Below are 15,021 nucleotides of genomic sequence, written 5' to 3' on the forward strand. Positions count from 1 at the left end.
GCAGTCGCCCGGCTGGCCGGCACCTTTGCCCCCGCCGGTGAGTCCACGCAGATCGACATGACGCTGCGCGGCGAGGTGATGCCGGTGGAAGACCTTATGGCGCTCCTGCCGGCGTTGGGCGTGGAACTCCCCCAAGGGGCGGCCCTCCGGGGCGGCACGCTCGGGGCGGACCTGGCGGTGAAAGGGCCGGTGGAGGCGCTCGTGACCACGGGCACGGTGGCGATGCGCGACACCCGCCTCACGGGTTTCGACCTCGGCTCCGGCCTGTCGGCCGTGGCCGGGCTGGTGGGGATCAAGACCGGCCAAGACACGCCCATCCAACTGATGGGAGGTGACCTGAAGATGACGCCGGCGGGCATCGAGTTCGGCCGCATCCGGCTGGTCATGTCGGCAATCGGCCAGCTCGACGGCGCCGGGCGGATCGGCGCCGACAACAGCCTCGATTTCCGGATGCGGGCGACCCTCACCGAAAACGCCACGGGCGGCGTGACCCGGCTGACGGGCTTGAAACAATCGGGTCCGGTGGTCGTCCCGTTCCGGGTGCAGGGAACCACCCGGCAGCCGGTGTTCACGCCGGAGGTTCAGGGCCTGATTCGGGAGGAACTCAAAGGCTGGGTCGGCGAGAAAACCGCCGGCCAGGTGGGCAGTTTTCTCGAGGGCGTTCTGGGTTCCAAGAAAAAGAAGTGAGCCGGCGGGAGGCCGGCACCCGGCTACCGGCCCAGGAGCGCGGCGGCGCCGGCGGCCAGCTCGTCGGGATCCAGCGGGCGGCGGTGCAGCCGCACCCGGGCGATGGCGCCGTGGAAGAACTGGCTGCGGCCGTTGTCCATGGCGCCGATCTGGGTGAGCATGGCGGAGCTGTCATACTTGAAATTGCCCGCCAACCGGCCTTGAGCCACCCGCTGGCCGTCCACCCATAACTCCAGAATCTGCTCGTAGCTGCGGTGGACCGCCGCGAACACGTGGAACTCGCCGGGACTCAGTCCGGCCAGGGGCCAGACGATCTGGAACGTCTTGGGCAGGTCACGCCGGAAGATCAGCTTGCCGGCGGCCACGGAGAAGCAATATGGATCGTGGCCCCCCCGCTCGTCGCCCCGCCAGACCATCATGTGGTAGCCGCCGTCGGTGGCCGCGGCGTCCGCCAGGCGCGCCACGACCTCGATGGTGGTGTCGCCGCGCAGGTCGAGCTCGCGGATCGCGTCGAGCAGCACCCAATCGCTCTGGCCGTTGAACATCAGCGCGCCGCCGCCGGGGGCGTCCACGCGGGTGGGCGCACCGCGCACCTCGGCCCGAATCCCATAGGGGCCCAGATCCACAAAACCGATGGCACCCGACGGATCCGCCACCAGATCCATGACCAGACCCGCGGCGATGGCCGCGCCGGTGTCCGGCGGCGCCGAGGCGGGTGTTCCCTGCGACTCGGCGTCCGGCGACCGGTCCGGGCCCGGCACGGGCTCGGATGGGGGCAGCGGCTCCGACGACACCGGAGGCGTGGCGGTCTGGTTTGTCGGCGGCTGGTCGGATTGCGCCGATTCCCGTACAGACGGCGGGCGGGAGAGCCCGGTGTCTGGCGGACGCCCCGGCTCTCCGTCAACGGCGAGGCACGGCAAGCGGTCGATGCCCGCGAGCACGGCGCGGACCAGCGATTCCCCTTCGGGTCCTTCTGCTCCCGGGACGGACCTGGCGCTGCCGACGACGATGACGTGCTGTCGGCATGCGATGGCGTGCGTGCGAAGCGCGGTGCGGGCGACGCCGCCGAGATCCCCCAACTCGGCGGGCTGCATGCCGTCCGTGCCCTCGATGAAATCGCGGACCTTGGCGCGGGCGTCGGCCGCATCGGAGCACAGGCGAACCTTGACCGAGATCCCGCGATCCGGCCAGGTCATGGTGTAGACCAACTCACCTTCGGTCTCGGTGCGGTTGCGCATTACCGGGGTGTCAGACTCCTGGCCGTCGAAGGCGGGGAACAGCCCCCAGATTTCCTCATCCGGACAGGCTGCGGACACAGGGTACGCTGCGGTGAGCCACAGGATGGCTACGGCCAGCCGAACGCCAGCGGTGGTATGGGACCGGAATGGTGCTATCATGGCTGACCCCCCAGTCGGAGTGAGATTCGCATTGGTCGCACTGTACCGCAGAAAACAGGCCGGCGTCAAGGTGGGCGGGTGGCTCTCGGAGTCGGTCGAAGGTGCTGGTCGGCATGAGGGACAGGAGGCTACAAATCCAGGGATGATCGTCCCCACACCGTCCGGCCGGAACGGCGGAGCCGGCTCAGCGCAGCAGGTAAACGACGGCCACCGCCACGCCGATCATGACCACCACCACGCGCAACACGGTGGGCCGGAGCCGGCCGGCCAGCCGGCCGCCGGCGGCGCCGCCCAGCAACGCGCCGCCTGCCATGACCAGCGCCGCCATCCAGACGACCTGGCCCGAGAACAGAAAGTACACGGCCGCCGCGACGTTAGTGGCGAGGGCGATCGCCTGCTTCAGCGCATTGAGGCGCGTCAGCGTGTCATGAAGGATGAGGCCCAAGACAGCCAGAACGACGACGCCCAGGCCGGCGCCGAAATACCCGCCGTACACGGCGGCGCTCGCCACCGCAAGGGCCGTCGCCGCGCGGGTAACGCCGTTCTCCTGCGCCGGCCCGACCCGGCGAGACAGCCAGGCCCGCACCGGCTCCTGGACCGTCAGCAGGCCGGCGGCCAGAAGGATCAGGTACGGGACCAGGGCGCCGAACAGGCGCTCGCCGGACAGGAGCAGCAGCAGACCGCCCAGGATTCCGCCGGCGGCGCCGGCAGGCAGCAGCAGCACCAGCCGGTCCCCCTGACACCGCAGGTCACTCCGTTGCGCCAGCGTCGCCCCGAGGTACCCGGGGCACAGCGCCACGGTGTTGGTCACGTTGGCGGCAATGGCCGGCACGCCCACGGCCATCAGGGCAGGGAAGCTGATCAGCGTGCCACCGCCGGCCAGCGCGTTCACGGCGCCGGCGGCCGCCGCGGCCAGGAAGATGACGAGATAGTCCAAGCCGCCGGCCATGACGGTCACTCCGCACCGGCGCCGCCGGTCTCGGCGAAGAGCCGGGTGAAGCCGGGATACGGCGCCAGGGGGATCAGCTCGAAGGCGATGAGACCGTACCGCACCAGCGGCAGGGTATCGAGGGCCGCCCAAGCGGCCGAGTCGTCTGAGCATTCCAGAATGAGCACGGCCTCATCGCGGTCTGCCCTGATGTACACCTCCCGGATGACACCCTGCTGGTACAGCTCCCACGCGCGCGCCGCTTCGGCGGCCAGATAGGGCGCATACCAGACATCCGTGACACCGGCGACTTCTCGTTCCAGCGCTAGAAACTGCATGCGCGTCGGCCTCCCGCTGAATCATGGCATTGTACCGTCTTTTGGCGGTCGTTGCCAACCGCATGGCAGCGTCGGTGCTGGGTGGACGCACGCTGTGGATGTCTGCATTCCGGCTCGCCGGTGAGGATTGTCGCCAATCGTCGGGCCGGCTCTGGTACAATCGCGCCGGAGAGACGGCCGCGCATGGCACACCATCCGAGCAGAGCGACACCGAACCGCCGCCGGACAACCCGCGGCACGGGGGACACCGTCGGGCATCCGGAACGACCAAACCGGCTGTCCGTCGTCCGGAGAAATCGTTGGCTGCTGCTGGCCGGCGCGACCGTTGTCTGGCTGGCCGGACTGGCCTGGCGGGGGGGCATCGGTGAGCGGGGATCCGTGGTGTACGTGGCGGACGCCGCGTTTCACTATCGATTGGTGGAGCATTTGTTGGAGAGCGGCCGGCCGCTGGCGACGGATCCGCTCTTTGTCCAGGCCGAACCGCGCGTGCCGTTCCGGGACATGTACCCGCCGGCTTTCCATTACCTGGCCGCCGGCTGGGCGCGCCTGGCCGGCTGGGCCGGAGCGTCGCGTGAGTCGGCCCTGTACGTGCTGTGCGCGCTGCTGGGCAGCCTGGCGGTCCCGCTGACCGGCTGGCTGGCTTGGCGCGCCGCCAAACGGGCCGATGTGACGGTGTCGGCCATGCTGCTTGCGGCTGCCGCCACGCCGCTGGTGACGCGGGGCGCGTACGGCATCCTGCGTCCGGAACCGTTCGGTGCAACCCTGGTGGTTCTGGCCGCGTTGCTCGTAGCGGATTGGACGGTCCACTGGCCGCGCGGTCGGCAGGCGGCCTGGCTGGCCGCCGCCGCCCTGGTCCACGCGCTCGGCGTCGGCACGTGGCGGTTGTTTCCGGCCTTGGCGGCACTTGGCATCGGCGCCGCGGTCGCATCCGACTGGCTGGCGGCGCGCCGGCCGGGCCGAATGCCCGTCCTGCTGGCCGGCATCGCGGGCACCGCGACGGCGGGGGTCGCCTGCGACTTCTACCGGACGGGAGCGCCGGATCACCTGCTGTTCCTCCTGCCGGCGCTGCTGCCGACGTTCGTCCACCTGGCGCTGGCGTCAGGGCGCGCCCACGCATTCGGCGAGCGACTCGGCAAGACACGCCGCTGGGCGGGACTCGGCGCCGCCGCCGCCCTGCTTGTGGCGGCGGGCTTTGCGGTGGTGCCTGTCCTCCGGGTCCGGGCGATCGGCTGGCTGGGGACGGGCGGTGTGCCGCTGAACGAGGCCAACCTGTACGGGCGGATCGTAAACGAGCTGCAGCCCCTGGATCTGCTCGCCGCCTTCGCTCCGGAGCGCTGGTTCTATCTACCGGCGGCACTGGCCGCGCTGACCGCCGTCTGGATCTGGCGGCGGGCGGCGCTGCCGGGTGATCCGTTCCTGATCGTGGCGGGGGCGGGTTACGGGCTGGCCGCGCTGCTGTTCGTCCGCTTCGAGTACGTGGCGGCGCCGTTCGGGCTGGCCCTTCTGGCGGTTGCGCTCCGCGACGCGCTGGCCGCGATCCTCCCCGCCCGCTGGGGGCGGGGCTGGGTGTCAGTCGGGTTGCTGGCGGCGCTCCTGCCCGCAGTGGTGGCGTACGCGCGGCTGGACGGCCACCTCGCCGATCCGCCGACACGGCAGGAGATGAACCGCCGCAAAACCTACGCCTGGCTGCGCGAACATCTCGCGATCCACGGCGCCATCGCCGCCTCCTGGTCGCTGGGCTTCGAGCTGCAGACCTACACCGGACGGCCGACGCTCACCGACGGATTTCTCGAAAGCAGTCTCAACCGGGAACGGCTGCTGGCGTTCTACCGGGCGCTCTACGGCGAGGACGAGGAGCGGCTGGCCGCATTCTGCCGCCGCCACGGCGCCCGCTGGCTGGTGCTGGACCGGTCCCACCTGCTGCCGGTGGCCCGCACGCTGGAGCTGCCCTGGCGGGAGTGGGTGGATGTGGCCGAGGGGCCGGACCAGACGCTCCAGGTGACGATCCGGCCGGCCGGACTCCGGCTCGTCCACGTCCGGCTGCTGGGGGGGCAGCCCACCCGGTGCTTCCATCCCGTGTATGACGCGGGCAACTATCTGGTATTGGAACTTCGCGACGTCGCCGGCGGGTGATCACCGGATCCGCCGGCCGACTCCCCCGGACCGATCGCCTCAGTCACCTCGATGCGCCGGCGGCGCAATTCGCCGACCAGCGATTCATACGACACGTCCCGCACCGGCGAAAGCACACCCCGCCCGGAAATCCGCCCGTCGACGATCATCTGGGCGCCGATGCTGGCGGTGAAGCCCACGGTCCGGCTCATGGCGGTGAGGCCGGTGGCGAGATCCCGCCGGTCGATGACCTGGTGGACGGCCCGCGCCGGCCGGCCGTCGCGCCGGCCGACCGTCTCGATCCGGACCATGGCGATGTCGCGCTCCCCATCGCCGAGGCGCAGGTGCGGCTCCAGCGCCCGGGCCAGGTAACGCAGCCGGTCCACGGCGACGCCGTCCACCACGACCGGTTCGGGATCCAGCAGGTGGAGGTCCACCAGCGTTTTCCAGAACGCGCAATGGCCCGGCCAGCGGAGCGTATAGCGGGCCATGAGGCCGAGGCCGGCGGCGGGTCCCACGGCGTCCAGGTAGCGGGTCGCATCGCCGTTGGGGTACGCTTCGAGCTCGCCCAGCCCGTCGACGGTCACGCGGTGGACGTGAGCCGGGTTGAAGACGTCATCGGCGCCGACCTCCACCACGGCGCCGTCACGGATGTACCGGGCGACGCGCCGGTAGGTCCGCAGCACACCCTCGAAGGTCCAGGTCACCTTGTACCGGAGCGGATTGTCCGCCGCTGCCGGCTCGGGAAGCCCCGCGCCGTAGCTGCGGATCTCGCGGATGTCATCCAGGCAGGCCAGCGCCCGGCCCAGCAGCACCAGGTCGATCCCCGGGTCCAGGCCGAACTCGGGCAGGATGGCCACCCCGGCCGAACGGGCCGGCCCGTCCAGCTCCCGCACCTCCGGCGATGCGTAGAAGGTGTTCACCAGGTGCACGCCGTGGCGCACCGCCGACTCCGCCACGATGCGCTGGTACTGGGACGGCATCAGGTCGATGGCCACGTCGGGCCGGTGCGCGAAGAGACGGTCCACCTGATCGGGCTTGTCGGCGTCGCAGGCGGTGCAGGACACCCGGTTGCCGAAGCCCTGGGCGGCCACATATGCACGCAGAGCCGCTCCGTCTCTGTCGGCGGCCACCACCCACTGCACCGCCGGGTTCGCGTGCAGATCATGCAGCGCCGCCTGCCCCTGCATCCCGACACCCAGCAGCAACACCTTCATGGAGCACCTCCCGGCGTGTCGCCGGCTCTGCAAGCTACCGCTACTGTATCATGGAATCCGGAGGTGGGGAACCCGTCGGCCGGCGCCATTGCAAATCTGCGGCGATTGGGTTTAAATGGGGCCCGGTTGCGCGCGGAGTCGGCCGCGCGGGAGGCGTCATGACATTCATCCACGGCATGCTGTTTGCGTTCCTGGCTTTGTTTCCCATCCTGAATCCGCCGGCCATGTCGCCGGTTTTCCGGATGCTCACCGCGCGGGTATCGGACGAGGAACGGAACCACCTGGCCCTGCTCATCGGCTGCTATTCGTTCATCCTGCTCACCGCGCTCCTGTTCGTGGGCGGCTGGCTGCTGAAGCTGTTCGGCATCTCGATCCCCGTGATCAGCGTGGCCGGCGGCCTGCTGCTCTTCCACACCGCCTGGCGGATGCTGAACCGCGAGCCGAAGATCAGCGCGAGCGAACAGGAGGAACTGCAGATCCGGATGCTGGACCGCGCGTTCTTCCCCCTGACCATGCCTGTCACCGCCGGACCCGGCTCCATGGCGATCACCCTGACCCTGGTGCCCGAGGGGAGCATCTTCGAGGTGGCCACGCTGGTGCGGTTCGCCGCCGTCACGGCGTGCATCGCCCTGGCCGCCCTGTCCATTTTCCTCTTCTACCGGTTCTCCGGCGTGATCCTCGGCCGGATGGGGAAGACGGGGCAGGCCACCATCAACCAGGTGTCCGCCTTCATCCTGCTGGCCATCGGCGTCCAGATCGTCTGGAACGGCGTGCGCGGGTTGCTGGCCACGCTGTAGCGGCCGTCCCGGGCGCGGCTCCCCGCCGGAACGTGCCGCCGCTTTCCCGATTTGACGGTTCGTCCCGCCCTATTTGAGTTGTTGCCGCAACCAGCTATCCACGGGCATGCCGTCCACCGAGGCCGGGTGGGGCCCCAGCCAGGCTCGTGCCTTGGCGGCAGCCGATTTCCAGGTGGCGACGTTGGCGTGCGCTTTCAGCTCCAGCAGCGCCAGCGCCAGCGCGGTGGCCAGGATCGTCTCCGCCTCCGGTCCAGCCGGTTCCAGACGGCGCGCCCAGTCCCGCAACTCGGCCAGGGAGCGATTCGCCCAGCCGGCCAGAGCGTCGTTCAACGGGAAGGAGCCATCCGCCCGCTGGTGGAGCAGCAGGTCCAGATACCAGCTCGACGGATCCTGTTTCGTGGGCGGTTTGGCGGCGGACCGGCTCGGACGCTTAGACAACGTAGAGCGTGCCATGATTGCCGGAGCTAAGTCGAACAGCATGTTCGCCGAATCGGCGTCTGGCGTTTTACCGAACATCGGGTGATTGGAGTCCACGGTTCTGTTCAGGCTGATCCTCACGTATCCGCTGCGCGGCGGCTGAATCCGGTCGCGGCCGTGCCAGCCTGCGGTGACCATGACGGGCACGCGGCGCGCCTCGGCCGGGGCGGCGGCCTTGGCGTCGGACGGACGCTCCACGATGCCCACGAAACTGGTTTCCGCCGACATCAGTCCGTACTCTTTTGACAGCGAGACGAGACCCGACTCGGCGCGCGGACGGTTCCGCCGCTGGGTGGAACCCGAGGGGACGCCGAAACCCGCCTCCAGCTCCCGGATGCGCCGCCGCGCCCAGAGCATGGGCACCGGGCCGTCCGGAGCGGCGCGGCGCACCGTCGCGGACCACTCCCGCGGCCCGGCGGCGGTCAGGGCGGTGAAGGTGACCACCGCGCCGTCGGCGACCGACGCGCCCGGCTGGGTCAGCCGGGCGGCGACCACCAGCGGCTCACCGGCGAACACCGGCGGCGGCGTCACCGGGGCCTGTTCCACCGACACGCCGCCCCAGTCGAACCGCGCGTCGTGGAGCAGTGGCGTGTCGATACGGCCGAACTGGCGCAGCACCTTCGGTTCGATGCGCTCGCCGGGGAAGATGAACTCGCACTCGCCCCGGCTCTCGCGGGCCAGGCCCCGCACGAGAAACTCGCTGGCGCCGGCGCCGATGCCGAAGCTGAATATCCGCCACCGGGCGGCGATGGTCCGGACGAGATCCAGCACCTCCTCCTCGTTGCTGACCTGGCCGTCGGTGAGGACGATCACGTCCAGACGACCCTCCCGGGCGCCGGTGACGAGCTCCTGCAGGGCCGGCAGCAGCTCGGTGCCCCCCAGGTCGGCGTCCATCGCCCGGATGCGGGCGACCGCGCCGTCCAGAGAGGCCTGGGAAAAGTCCACGAACCCGGCGGTGAGGTGGTCGGTCCGCGAGCCGAACCGGATGATCCGGAACCGGTCGCCGGGACGTAGCGCCCGCAGGCACAGCTCCACGGCCCGGCGCGCCTCGTTGATGGAGTCGCCCTGCATGGAGCCGGAGCAGTCCACCAGGAAGGCCAATTGACGCGGGGCGGGCTCCTTCGCCGGCAGGTCGGGCAGCAGCGTCAGGAGCAAATGGTCCCGGCCGTGCGACTCGGCGGCCATGACGGAGGCCTGGTGCGGCGCGGCCGTCCGGCAGACGAGGATGAAGTCGCGGTCCATGATCGTCTCGCGCGCCGCCAGGCGCACCGTGGCGTTCGCGCCGTCGACGGCGACCTCGACGGGGTGGGAGAGCGACGATACCGACCGGATGGGCGACGCCATCTCCAGCGCGAGCTCAAGGGTCAGGCCGTACGGGACGTCGGCGGCATAGTGCGGAGTGATCCGCTCGATCTCCGCCCGCTCCGCCGCGGACAGCCGGGGCGGGGTGTAGCGCGGTGAGAGGGTGGTGGGAAGCATCAGCCGGACGCCGTCGCCGTCCAGGCGCGCCTCGAGCACCAGCCGGATCTCCACGACGGCCTCCTCGCCGGGGCAGAGATTGCCGACGCTCATCTGGAAGACGTTGGGCCGCTCCTGGTCCAGCAGCACGGCGGTGTCGCCCCGGCCCATGGCCTCGTCGTAGCGGTCGAAGGCCTGGTCGCGTTCCTCGATCTCCGCCCGGATGACCCGGTCGCCCAGCGTCACCGTCAGCCCGCAGACCGCCGCCGCCTCCGGCAGCGGGAAGAGGTACATCGCCTCGATGGGCGTCGCCTCGGCGTTGCGGTATCGCTGGATCACCCGGAGTTCCAGCGCCAGGTCGCACAGGCGGCCGCGGTAGGCCACGCCGGTGAGCGGCACGGGCTGCCCGCTCACCGTCACCAGCCCCATCAGATCCGAATCGGGTTCAGTCGTCACTCGCGCCATGATCGGTTCCTCCTGTTTCGGTTCCCTCCAGCGGAGGGACAATGTCGCGACAACACGCCGCCACCGCCTGAGCCAGCCGCTGCAACCGGGCGGGAGAAATCCGGAAGCGGCCGCCCTCCAGATGCACCTCCAGGCCGGGCGCCACCGGTAGCCGCAGCCACAGGGCGGACGGTCCGGCGACCGGGGGCTCCGTTGCGACGTCTGCCGGGCCCGCGCCGTCCAGACGGGCGGCGATGGCGTCCAGGCTGAGCGCATCGTCCTGCAGAGACCGGATCCGTCGCAGCCGCTCCAGGTGTGCCGTGGTGTAGTAGTGACCGCGGCCGGCGCCCAGAGGCGGGGGGATCAGGCCGCGCTGGACGTAATAGCGGATCGTCCGGCGCGACACGCCGGTCGCTTCGGAGAGCTCTCCGATGCTGAATCGCAGAGGTGGCTTGCTCATGAAATATTAATACGACATCAACTGTCAAAATGTCAAGTGTTCAAATAAGTGTGGCGCAATGCCACAGGATCACCGCCGGTCGCCGGCGGCTGAGAGGGATGACGTCCGTGCGGAGAGATGCTAGTAAGTACCAGGCAGGAGCAGCGTCTTGCCGTTCTCGTCCAGCCGCCAGATTTCCACGATGCGCCCCTTTTCCACCATGATCCGAATTTCCCGGTCGTAGCTGGGTTCGTGGAATGCCGGCAGGCCGGGCCGTCGTTCGCCCTCGCCCACCAGCAGCATGCCGCTGAACCAGCCGGCGGGGACCGGCCCGTCCACCAGCATGTGGCAGTTGCCCCGGATGCCCGCAAGGAACAGGCGCTGATTTCGGATCTCCCACGTGGCCACGTAGCCCCTTGCGCAGTCGGTCGCCGCGCTGAACGGGTCGTATTGGCGACGGGTGTCCAGATCCGGGTGCTCCCGGGGCAGATCGGGGAAACAGACCAGCGGGAAGGTTCTGCCGTTCAGGACGATTTCGTCGGGGATCTGGATGGTCATGGTCAATCCTTTGCCGGAGCCGGCGGGACGGCGACGGGCGCCGTCAACGCGGCCGCCGGCGGTTCGTCGGCAAAATACACCTCGGATACGTGGGGTTTGACGGCTGCGTCTTGAAACCGGACGGCGATGAACCAGTTTTCCACAAAGCGGCGGGTCTCCCGCCGGGCCAGCTCCCGCACCAGCGTCAGCTTGCTGCGGGCCGTCTGGTGGAGGAGTTCCGGCATCTGCCGCTTCAGGCGATCGACGGCATCCGCTTCGTCGCGAAGCAGGCTGCCGTCCACGACCCGGATCCGGAGGCGCGCCAGATCCACAGCCGGGGTATTCCAGCCAAGACCCGGCGCGTCCACGCGCACCGCCTGGCGGTCATCCTCCCATTGGAACCGCCACGGGCCGTCCAGGTCCAAATAGTAGATGTATTCGACAGGCGTCTGGAGCTCCACGGTGATGTCGGGCAGCCGGAGGCTGTCCCAGAAGATGGCGGTGGAATCGGTACGGGTGAAGGTGTCCACCGACTGGAGGCTGGCCACCTGGAGGTGATTGGTGCCCCGGGTGCGCGTGACGTAGTCGCGGAACTCCACGGTGACGGCGCCGGTGCGGAAAGCGGCGGCGATCCGCTCCAGGGCCGCGCCGGCCTGCGCCATCCCCTCGCCGGGCACGGCGGCCAGGCGGTTCACCGTGTAGATGCCGATGACGGTCACCGCAAGGGTGGCCGCGGCGATGGCGGCAAGTTTGGGCGCGTCTGGGTGCATCGCCTGCCATTATATCGCGACCGGCCAGAAAACGGACGCGGTTCGTTGAGGGGCCGGGGACGGGCGACCCGTCCCCGGTCGGGAGTCGGCAGCTATTTCAAGGCGGACAGGATCTCGGCGATGGCGCGGTCCAGCTGCGGATCGCGGCCATCGAGGCGGTCCTTCACAGTCGTCCGGACGTAAATGTCGGGGGCGACGCCGTGGCGTTCGATGTCCTGTCCGTCCAAGGTGAAGCAACCCCACGATGGCAGGCGGAAGTAAGAGCCGTCCACCAGCGCCCGGCCCGACGTGAAGATCAGCCAGCGGTAGGTCTCGGTGCCGATCACCGGGCCCAATTTCAGCGCTTTGAATCCGGCGGCGGTCATCTCGGCGTCGCTGAGGCTCTGCTCGTTGATGAGCAGCACGATGGGCCGGGCCGCCGGAGCAAAGTTGGGCTGCGGGGCGAGCTTTCCGCCGCGGTACTTCCATTGGGTATAGGGCCGCTGGGTGAGGAAGCGGAGGATGTCGTCGTGCACGTTGCCGCCGGTATTGTAGCGCAGGTCCAGAATCAGGGCGTCCCGCTGGAAGGCTTCCGATGTCATCTCGATGTAGAACTGCTCCAGGCTCTGGCCGCCCATGTCCTTCAGGTGGACATACGCGATCCGGCCGCCGCCCTTGGCATCCACCTGCGCCTGGTTGGCCCGGATCCACTCGTCGTAAAGCTGTCGGCGGAACCGGCCGTATTGCTCCGGGTGGACCTTTACGTCGACGGTGACATCGCCCCTGCGGAAGGTGAGCGTCATCTCGGCGCTCAACGACGGGCGGACGAAGTACGATTCGCGGTTGACCGCCGGGTCCACCGGGACACCGTCGACGGCCGCCAGCACGTCGCCGGGCCGAACGTCTTTGTCCTTCCGGTCGAGGGGCGAGTTGTGGACCACCGCCTGCACCCGGTACGGGTCGTCAGTTTCGAAAACCAGGCCGGAGGCCTGCGTCCGCGTGCCGTGGAACGGTTTCTCCTCCGGTCCGGCGGAGTAGAACCCGAGATGGGAGGCGCCGAGCTCACCCAGTAGGTCGTCAAGCAGAATGCGCAGATCGGCGCGCGTGGTCAGGTGGGGGAGGAATGTCTCGTAGCGGCGCTTCACCGCTTCCCAGTCGGCGCCGTTGAAGGTCTCGTCGTAGAAATTCTCCTGCAGGCCTGCCCACACCTCGTCGAACATCTGGGGAAACTCATCGGCGAGGTTCCGCCGGAAAGCGTAGTTGACCTCGATTTTCTCCACCTTGTTGGTGTCCAGCTTGAGTTCGTGGATGTCGCCCTTGACCAGGAGGAACTGCTTGCCGCCGGCTTCGGCCAGCGCGAGCTCTTCGGCGGCGGCGCCGGCGATCTTTTCGGTCTTGGGGGGCTCGAAGGGCTTGAGCACGGTCTTCCAGAGGTTGTAAGCCTCCCCGTCATGGTTGGATAGGTAGAGCACCGTGGTGTCCGCGTCCTTTTGTAGGACGTACGGCGTAAACTGGCGCCCCGCGTCCGGCGAGATCTGCTTCCATCGCTCCAGCAGGTCGCTCAGGTCGAGGGTCACGGTGACCTTCGGCTTGTCCGGCGCCTTCACTTCCGCCGGCTTCCCCGCGTCGGCGGGCGGTGAGGCAGGGGCGTCCTTCGCCGCGGCGGCCCGGTCTTCCTGCTTCTCTTCCGCTTTCTCGTCCTGGAACAGCTTGTCGAACTCATCCGAGTGGAAGGCGAGGTCGAATTTTTCCAGCGGCAGCCGCCAGATGCGCACGTCGGCGCCGCCCCGGGGGTACAGCGGCTCGCGGCGGTTGGCAGTGAAGTACAGGTCCTTGCCGTCCGGGGACCAGAAGGGTTCGGCTTCCGTCACGCCGGTGTTCGTCAGGTTGATCGTCTTTCCGTCGGCCAAACTGTGGATGAGGATGTCCTGCTCGAAATTGCGGAAGGCGGTGAAGGCGACGTAGCGACCGTCGGGGGAGAAGCGCGGCGTGCTGTTGTCGAAGCCCCACAGCTCGTCCGTCACGAGGGTGCGGCTCTTGAAGTCCTTCAGGTCCATGAGCCGGACCTCGTTCCGGCCGCTCAGGTAAACCGCCTGGGTGCGCTCGGCGTTGAGCGATAGGGCGCGGTTGGACTGCCGGTCAAAGGTGAGTTCCTCCTCCTTCGACTTGCCGTCGGCGGCGATCCGAAACCAGTTCAGCCAGCCGTCGACGGTCTGGTTGTACAGGAGCGTCCGGTTGTCGGCCAGCCAGGCGACTTCCATTGCCCGGCCCTCGGGCCGGGTGGGCATCTCGCGGACGTGCTTTCCCTTGATGTCCGAAACGAACAGCCGGCCCCGCGAGATGAACGCCAGCTTCCGGCCGTCGGGAGACACGCCGAACGCCGTGATCCTGCCCGCCACCTTGAACTCCTGCTCGAGGGGCAGGGGATTGTTGCGGAACACCTCGATGGGCAGTCGGCGGGACTCCTTCCGGGTCACATCATAGATCCAGAGCTGGTAGTCCTTTTCGAAGACCACCCGGCGGCCGTCCGCACTGGCCTGGGGCATGCGGAGCGATGTGTCGAAGCGGGTCAGCGCCTCCTTTTTCCCGCCCGCCAGGCGGTACAGGTTGAACTCGCCGTTCCCCTCGTCGGAGACAAAGTAGAGGGTGCCCGCCCGGTCGAAGGCGGGCTGGTAGTCCTTGCCGCGCCAAGTGGTGTGGACTTTGAACTCGCCGGTTTTCGGATTCCAGGATTTGATGTCCGGATTGTAGTCGCCCTGGTAGCGCTTGCGGTTGGCGAAGCGGTAGCTCTCCCAACTGTCGGTGAAATAGTATTCGCCGCTCTGGGGATGCTCCGCGACGGCGTGAACGGTGTTGAAGTAGTGCGCCATCAGCCGCCGGGGGGTTCCGCCGCCGGCATTCACGGCGTAGGTCGAGAAATCGTTATACCGGTCGGAGGTGAAGTAGATCGTCCGCGAGTCCCACGACCAGGAATCCACCAGATCGTCGGCCTCGTGCCAGGTCAGGCGGGTGATGGAGCCGCCGGCTGCGGGCATGACATACACGTCGGCGTTGCCCGCCTGGTTGGAGCTGAAGGCGATGGACCGGCCGTCGGGCGAGTAGCGCGGTCGCTGTTCCTCGCCGTCCATGCCGGTGAGGCGGACGGCGGTGCCGCCGCCGGCCGGCACGCTCCAGATATCGCCGGCGTAGGCGAAGACGACGGTCTGGCCGTCGGGCGACAGGCTGGGTTGAGACAGGAAATACGGCTCCGCGGCGTAGGACGTGGCCGCCAGGGACAGGAGACACAGCAACACGCACATGGTTCGCATAACGCTTCCTCGCGAGTGGAATACCAGCGTGATTGATAACATACGTCGCGGAAAATGAAAAGTTATCGGATGCGACCACGCCGGGCGGCATCGGGGCAGACCGGCCGGAGCCGTGGCGCCGGCGCTCCAAATA

General features: G+C 68.8%; 12 protein-coding genes. 3 read left to right on the forward strand and 9 right to left on the reverse strand.

What is annotated here, in order from left to right:
- Nucleotides 1-687: hypothetical protein (locus GX414_16660; protein ID NLI48735.1), on the forward strand; the 687-nt coding region annotated here is incomplete at its 5' end.
- A 23-nt stretch (nucleotides 688-710) separates the two neighbouring features.
- Here the strand turns inward: GX414_16660 and GX414_16665 are convergent.
- From GX414_16665 to GX414_16675, 3 genes are all read right to left on the reverse strand, one after another.
- A complete protein-coding gene (locus tag GX414_16665) occupies nucleotides 711-2,084 on the reverse strand; it encodes a hypothetical protein (GenBank protein ID NLI48736.1) in 1,374 nt (457 codons plus the stop codon).
- Between the two features lie 184 nt (nucleotides 2,085-2,268).
- Nucleotides 2,269-3,033, reverse strand: coding sequence for a sulfite exporter TauE/SafE family protein (locus GX414_16670; GenBank protein NLI48737.1), 765 nt, complete (start codon nucleotides 3,031-3,033; stop codon nucleotides 2,269-2,271).
- 5 nt (nucleotides 3,034-3,038) lie between these two features.
- Nucleotides 3,039-3,350, reverse strand: coding sequence for a superoxide dismutase (locus GX414_16675; GenBank protein ID NLI48738.1), 312 nt, complete (start codon nucleotides 3,348-3,350; stop codon nucleotides 3,039-3,041).
- Nucleotides 3,351-3,533: 183 nt separating this feature from the next.
- On the opposite strand from GX414_16675, the gene GX414_16680 reads away from it, so the two are divergent.
- The gene (locus GX414_16680; GenBank protein ID NLI48739.1) at nucleotides 3,534-5,483 is read left to right on the forward strand and encodes a hypothetical protein; all 1,950 of its coding nucleotides are present in this window, start codon (nucleotides 3,534-3,536) and stop codon (nucleotides 5,481-5,483) included.
- Here the strand turns inward: GX414_16680 and GX414_16685 are convergent.
- Nucleotides 5,444-6,679, reverse strand: a complete 1,236-nt coding sequence (locus GX414_16685; GenBank protein NLI48740.1) for a hypothetical protein — start codon at nucleotides 6,677-6,679, stop codon at nucleotides 5,444-5,446. The genes GX414_16680 and GX414_16685 overlap by 40 nt on opposite strands.
- Nucleotides 6,680-6,837: 158 nt before the next feature.
- Between GX414_16685 and GX414_16690 the strand changes: the two genes are divergently transcribed.
- Nucleotides 6,838-7,476, forward strand: coding sequence for an NAAT family transporter (locus GX414_16690; protein ID NLI48741.1), 639 nt, complete (start codon nucleotides 6,838-6,840; stop codon nucleotides 7,474-7,476).
- Nucleotides 7,477-7,545: 69 nt separating this feature from the next.
- Here the strand turns inward: GX414_16690 and GX414_16695 are convergent, their stop codons facing one another.
- The 5 genes from GX414_16695 to GX414_16715 all read right to left on the reverse strand — a co-directional run bounded on the left by GX414_16695 (nucleotide 7,546) and on the right by GX414_16715 (nucleotide 14,888).
- A complete protein-coding gene (locus GX414_16695) occupies nucleotides 7,546-9,876 on the reverse strand; it encodes a VWA domain-containing protein (GenBank protein NLI48742.1) in 2,331 nt (776 codons plus the stop codon).
- A complete protein-coding gene (locus GX414_16700) occupies nucleotides 9,857-10,315 on the reverse strand; it encodes a MerR family transcriptional regulator (GenBank protein ID NLI48743.1) in 459 nt (152 codons plus the stop codon). The genes GX414_16695 and GX414_16700 overlap by 20 nt, the downstream gene beginning before the upstream one ends.
- Nucleotides 10,316-10,435: 120 nt before the next feature.
- Nucleotides 10,436-10,852, reverse strand: a complete 417-nt coding sequence (locus GX414_16705) for a hypothetical protein (protein ID NLI48744.1) — start codon at nucleotides 10,850-10,852, stop codon at nucleotides 10,436-10,438.
- Nucleotides 10,853-10,854: 2 nt separating this feature from the next.
- Nucleotides 10,855-11,601, reverse strand: coding sequence for a hypothetical protein (locus GX414_16710; protein NLI48745.1), 747 nt, complete (start codon nucleotides 11,599-11,601; stop codon nucleotides 10,855-10,857).
- Between the two features lie 92 nt (nucleotides 11,602-11,693).
- A complete protein-coding gene (locus GX414_16715) occupies nucleotides 11,694-14,888 on the reverse strand; it encodes a peptidase S41 (GenBank protein ID NLI48746.1) in 3,195 nt (1,064 codons plus the stop codon).
- Nucleotides 14,889-15,021 lie beyond the last annotated feature (133 nt).

The sequence above is a fragment of the Acidobacteriota bacterium genome (assembly GCA_012517875.1).
Taxonomy (GTDB): Bacteria; Acidobacteriota; JAAYUB01; order JAAYUB01; family JAAYUB01; genus JAAYUB01.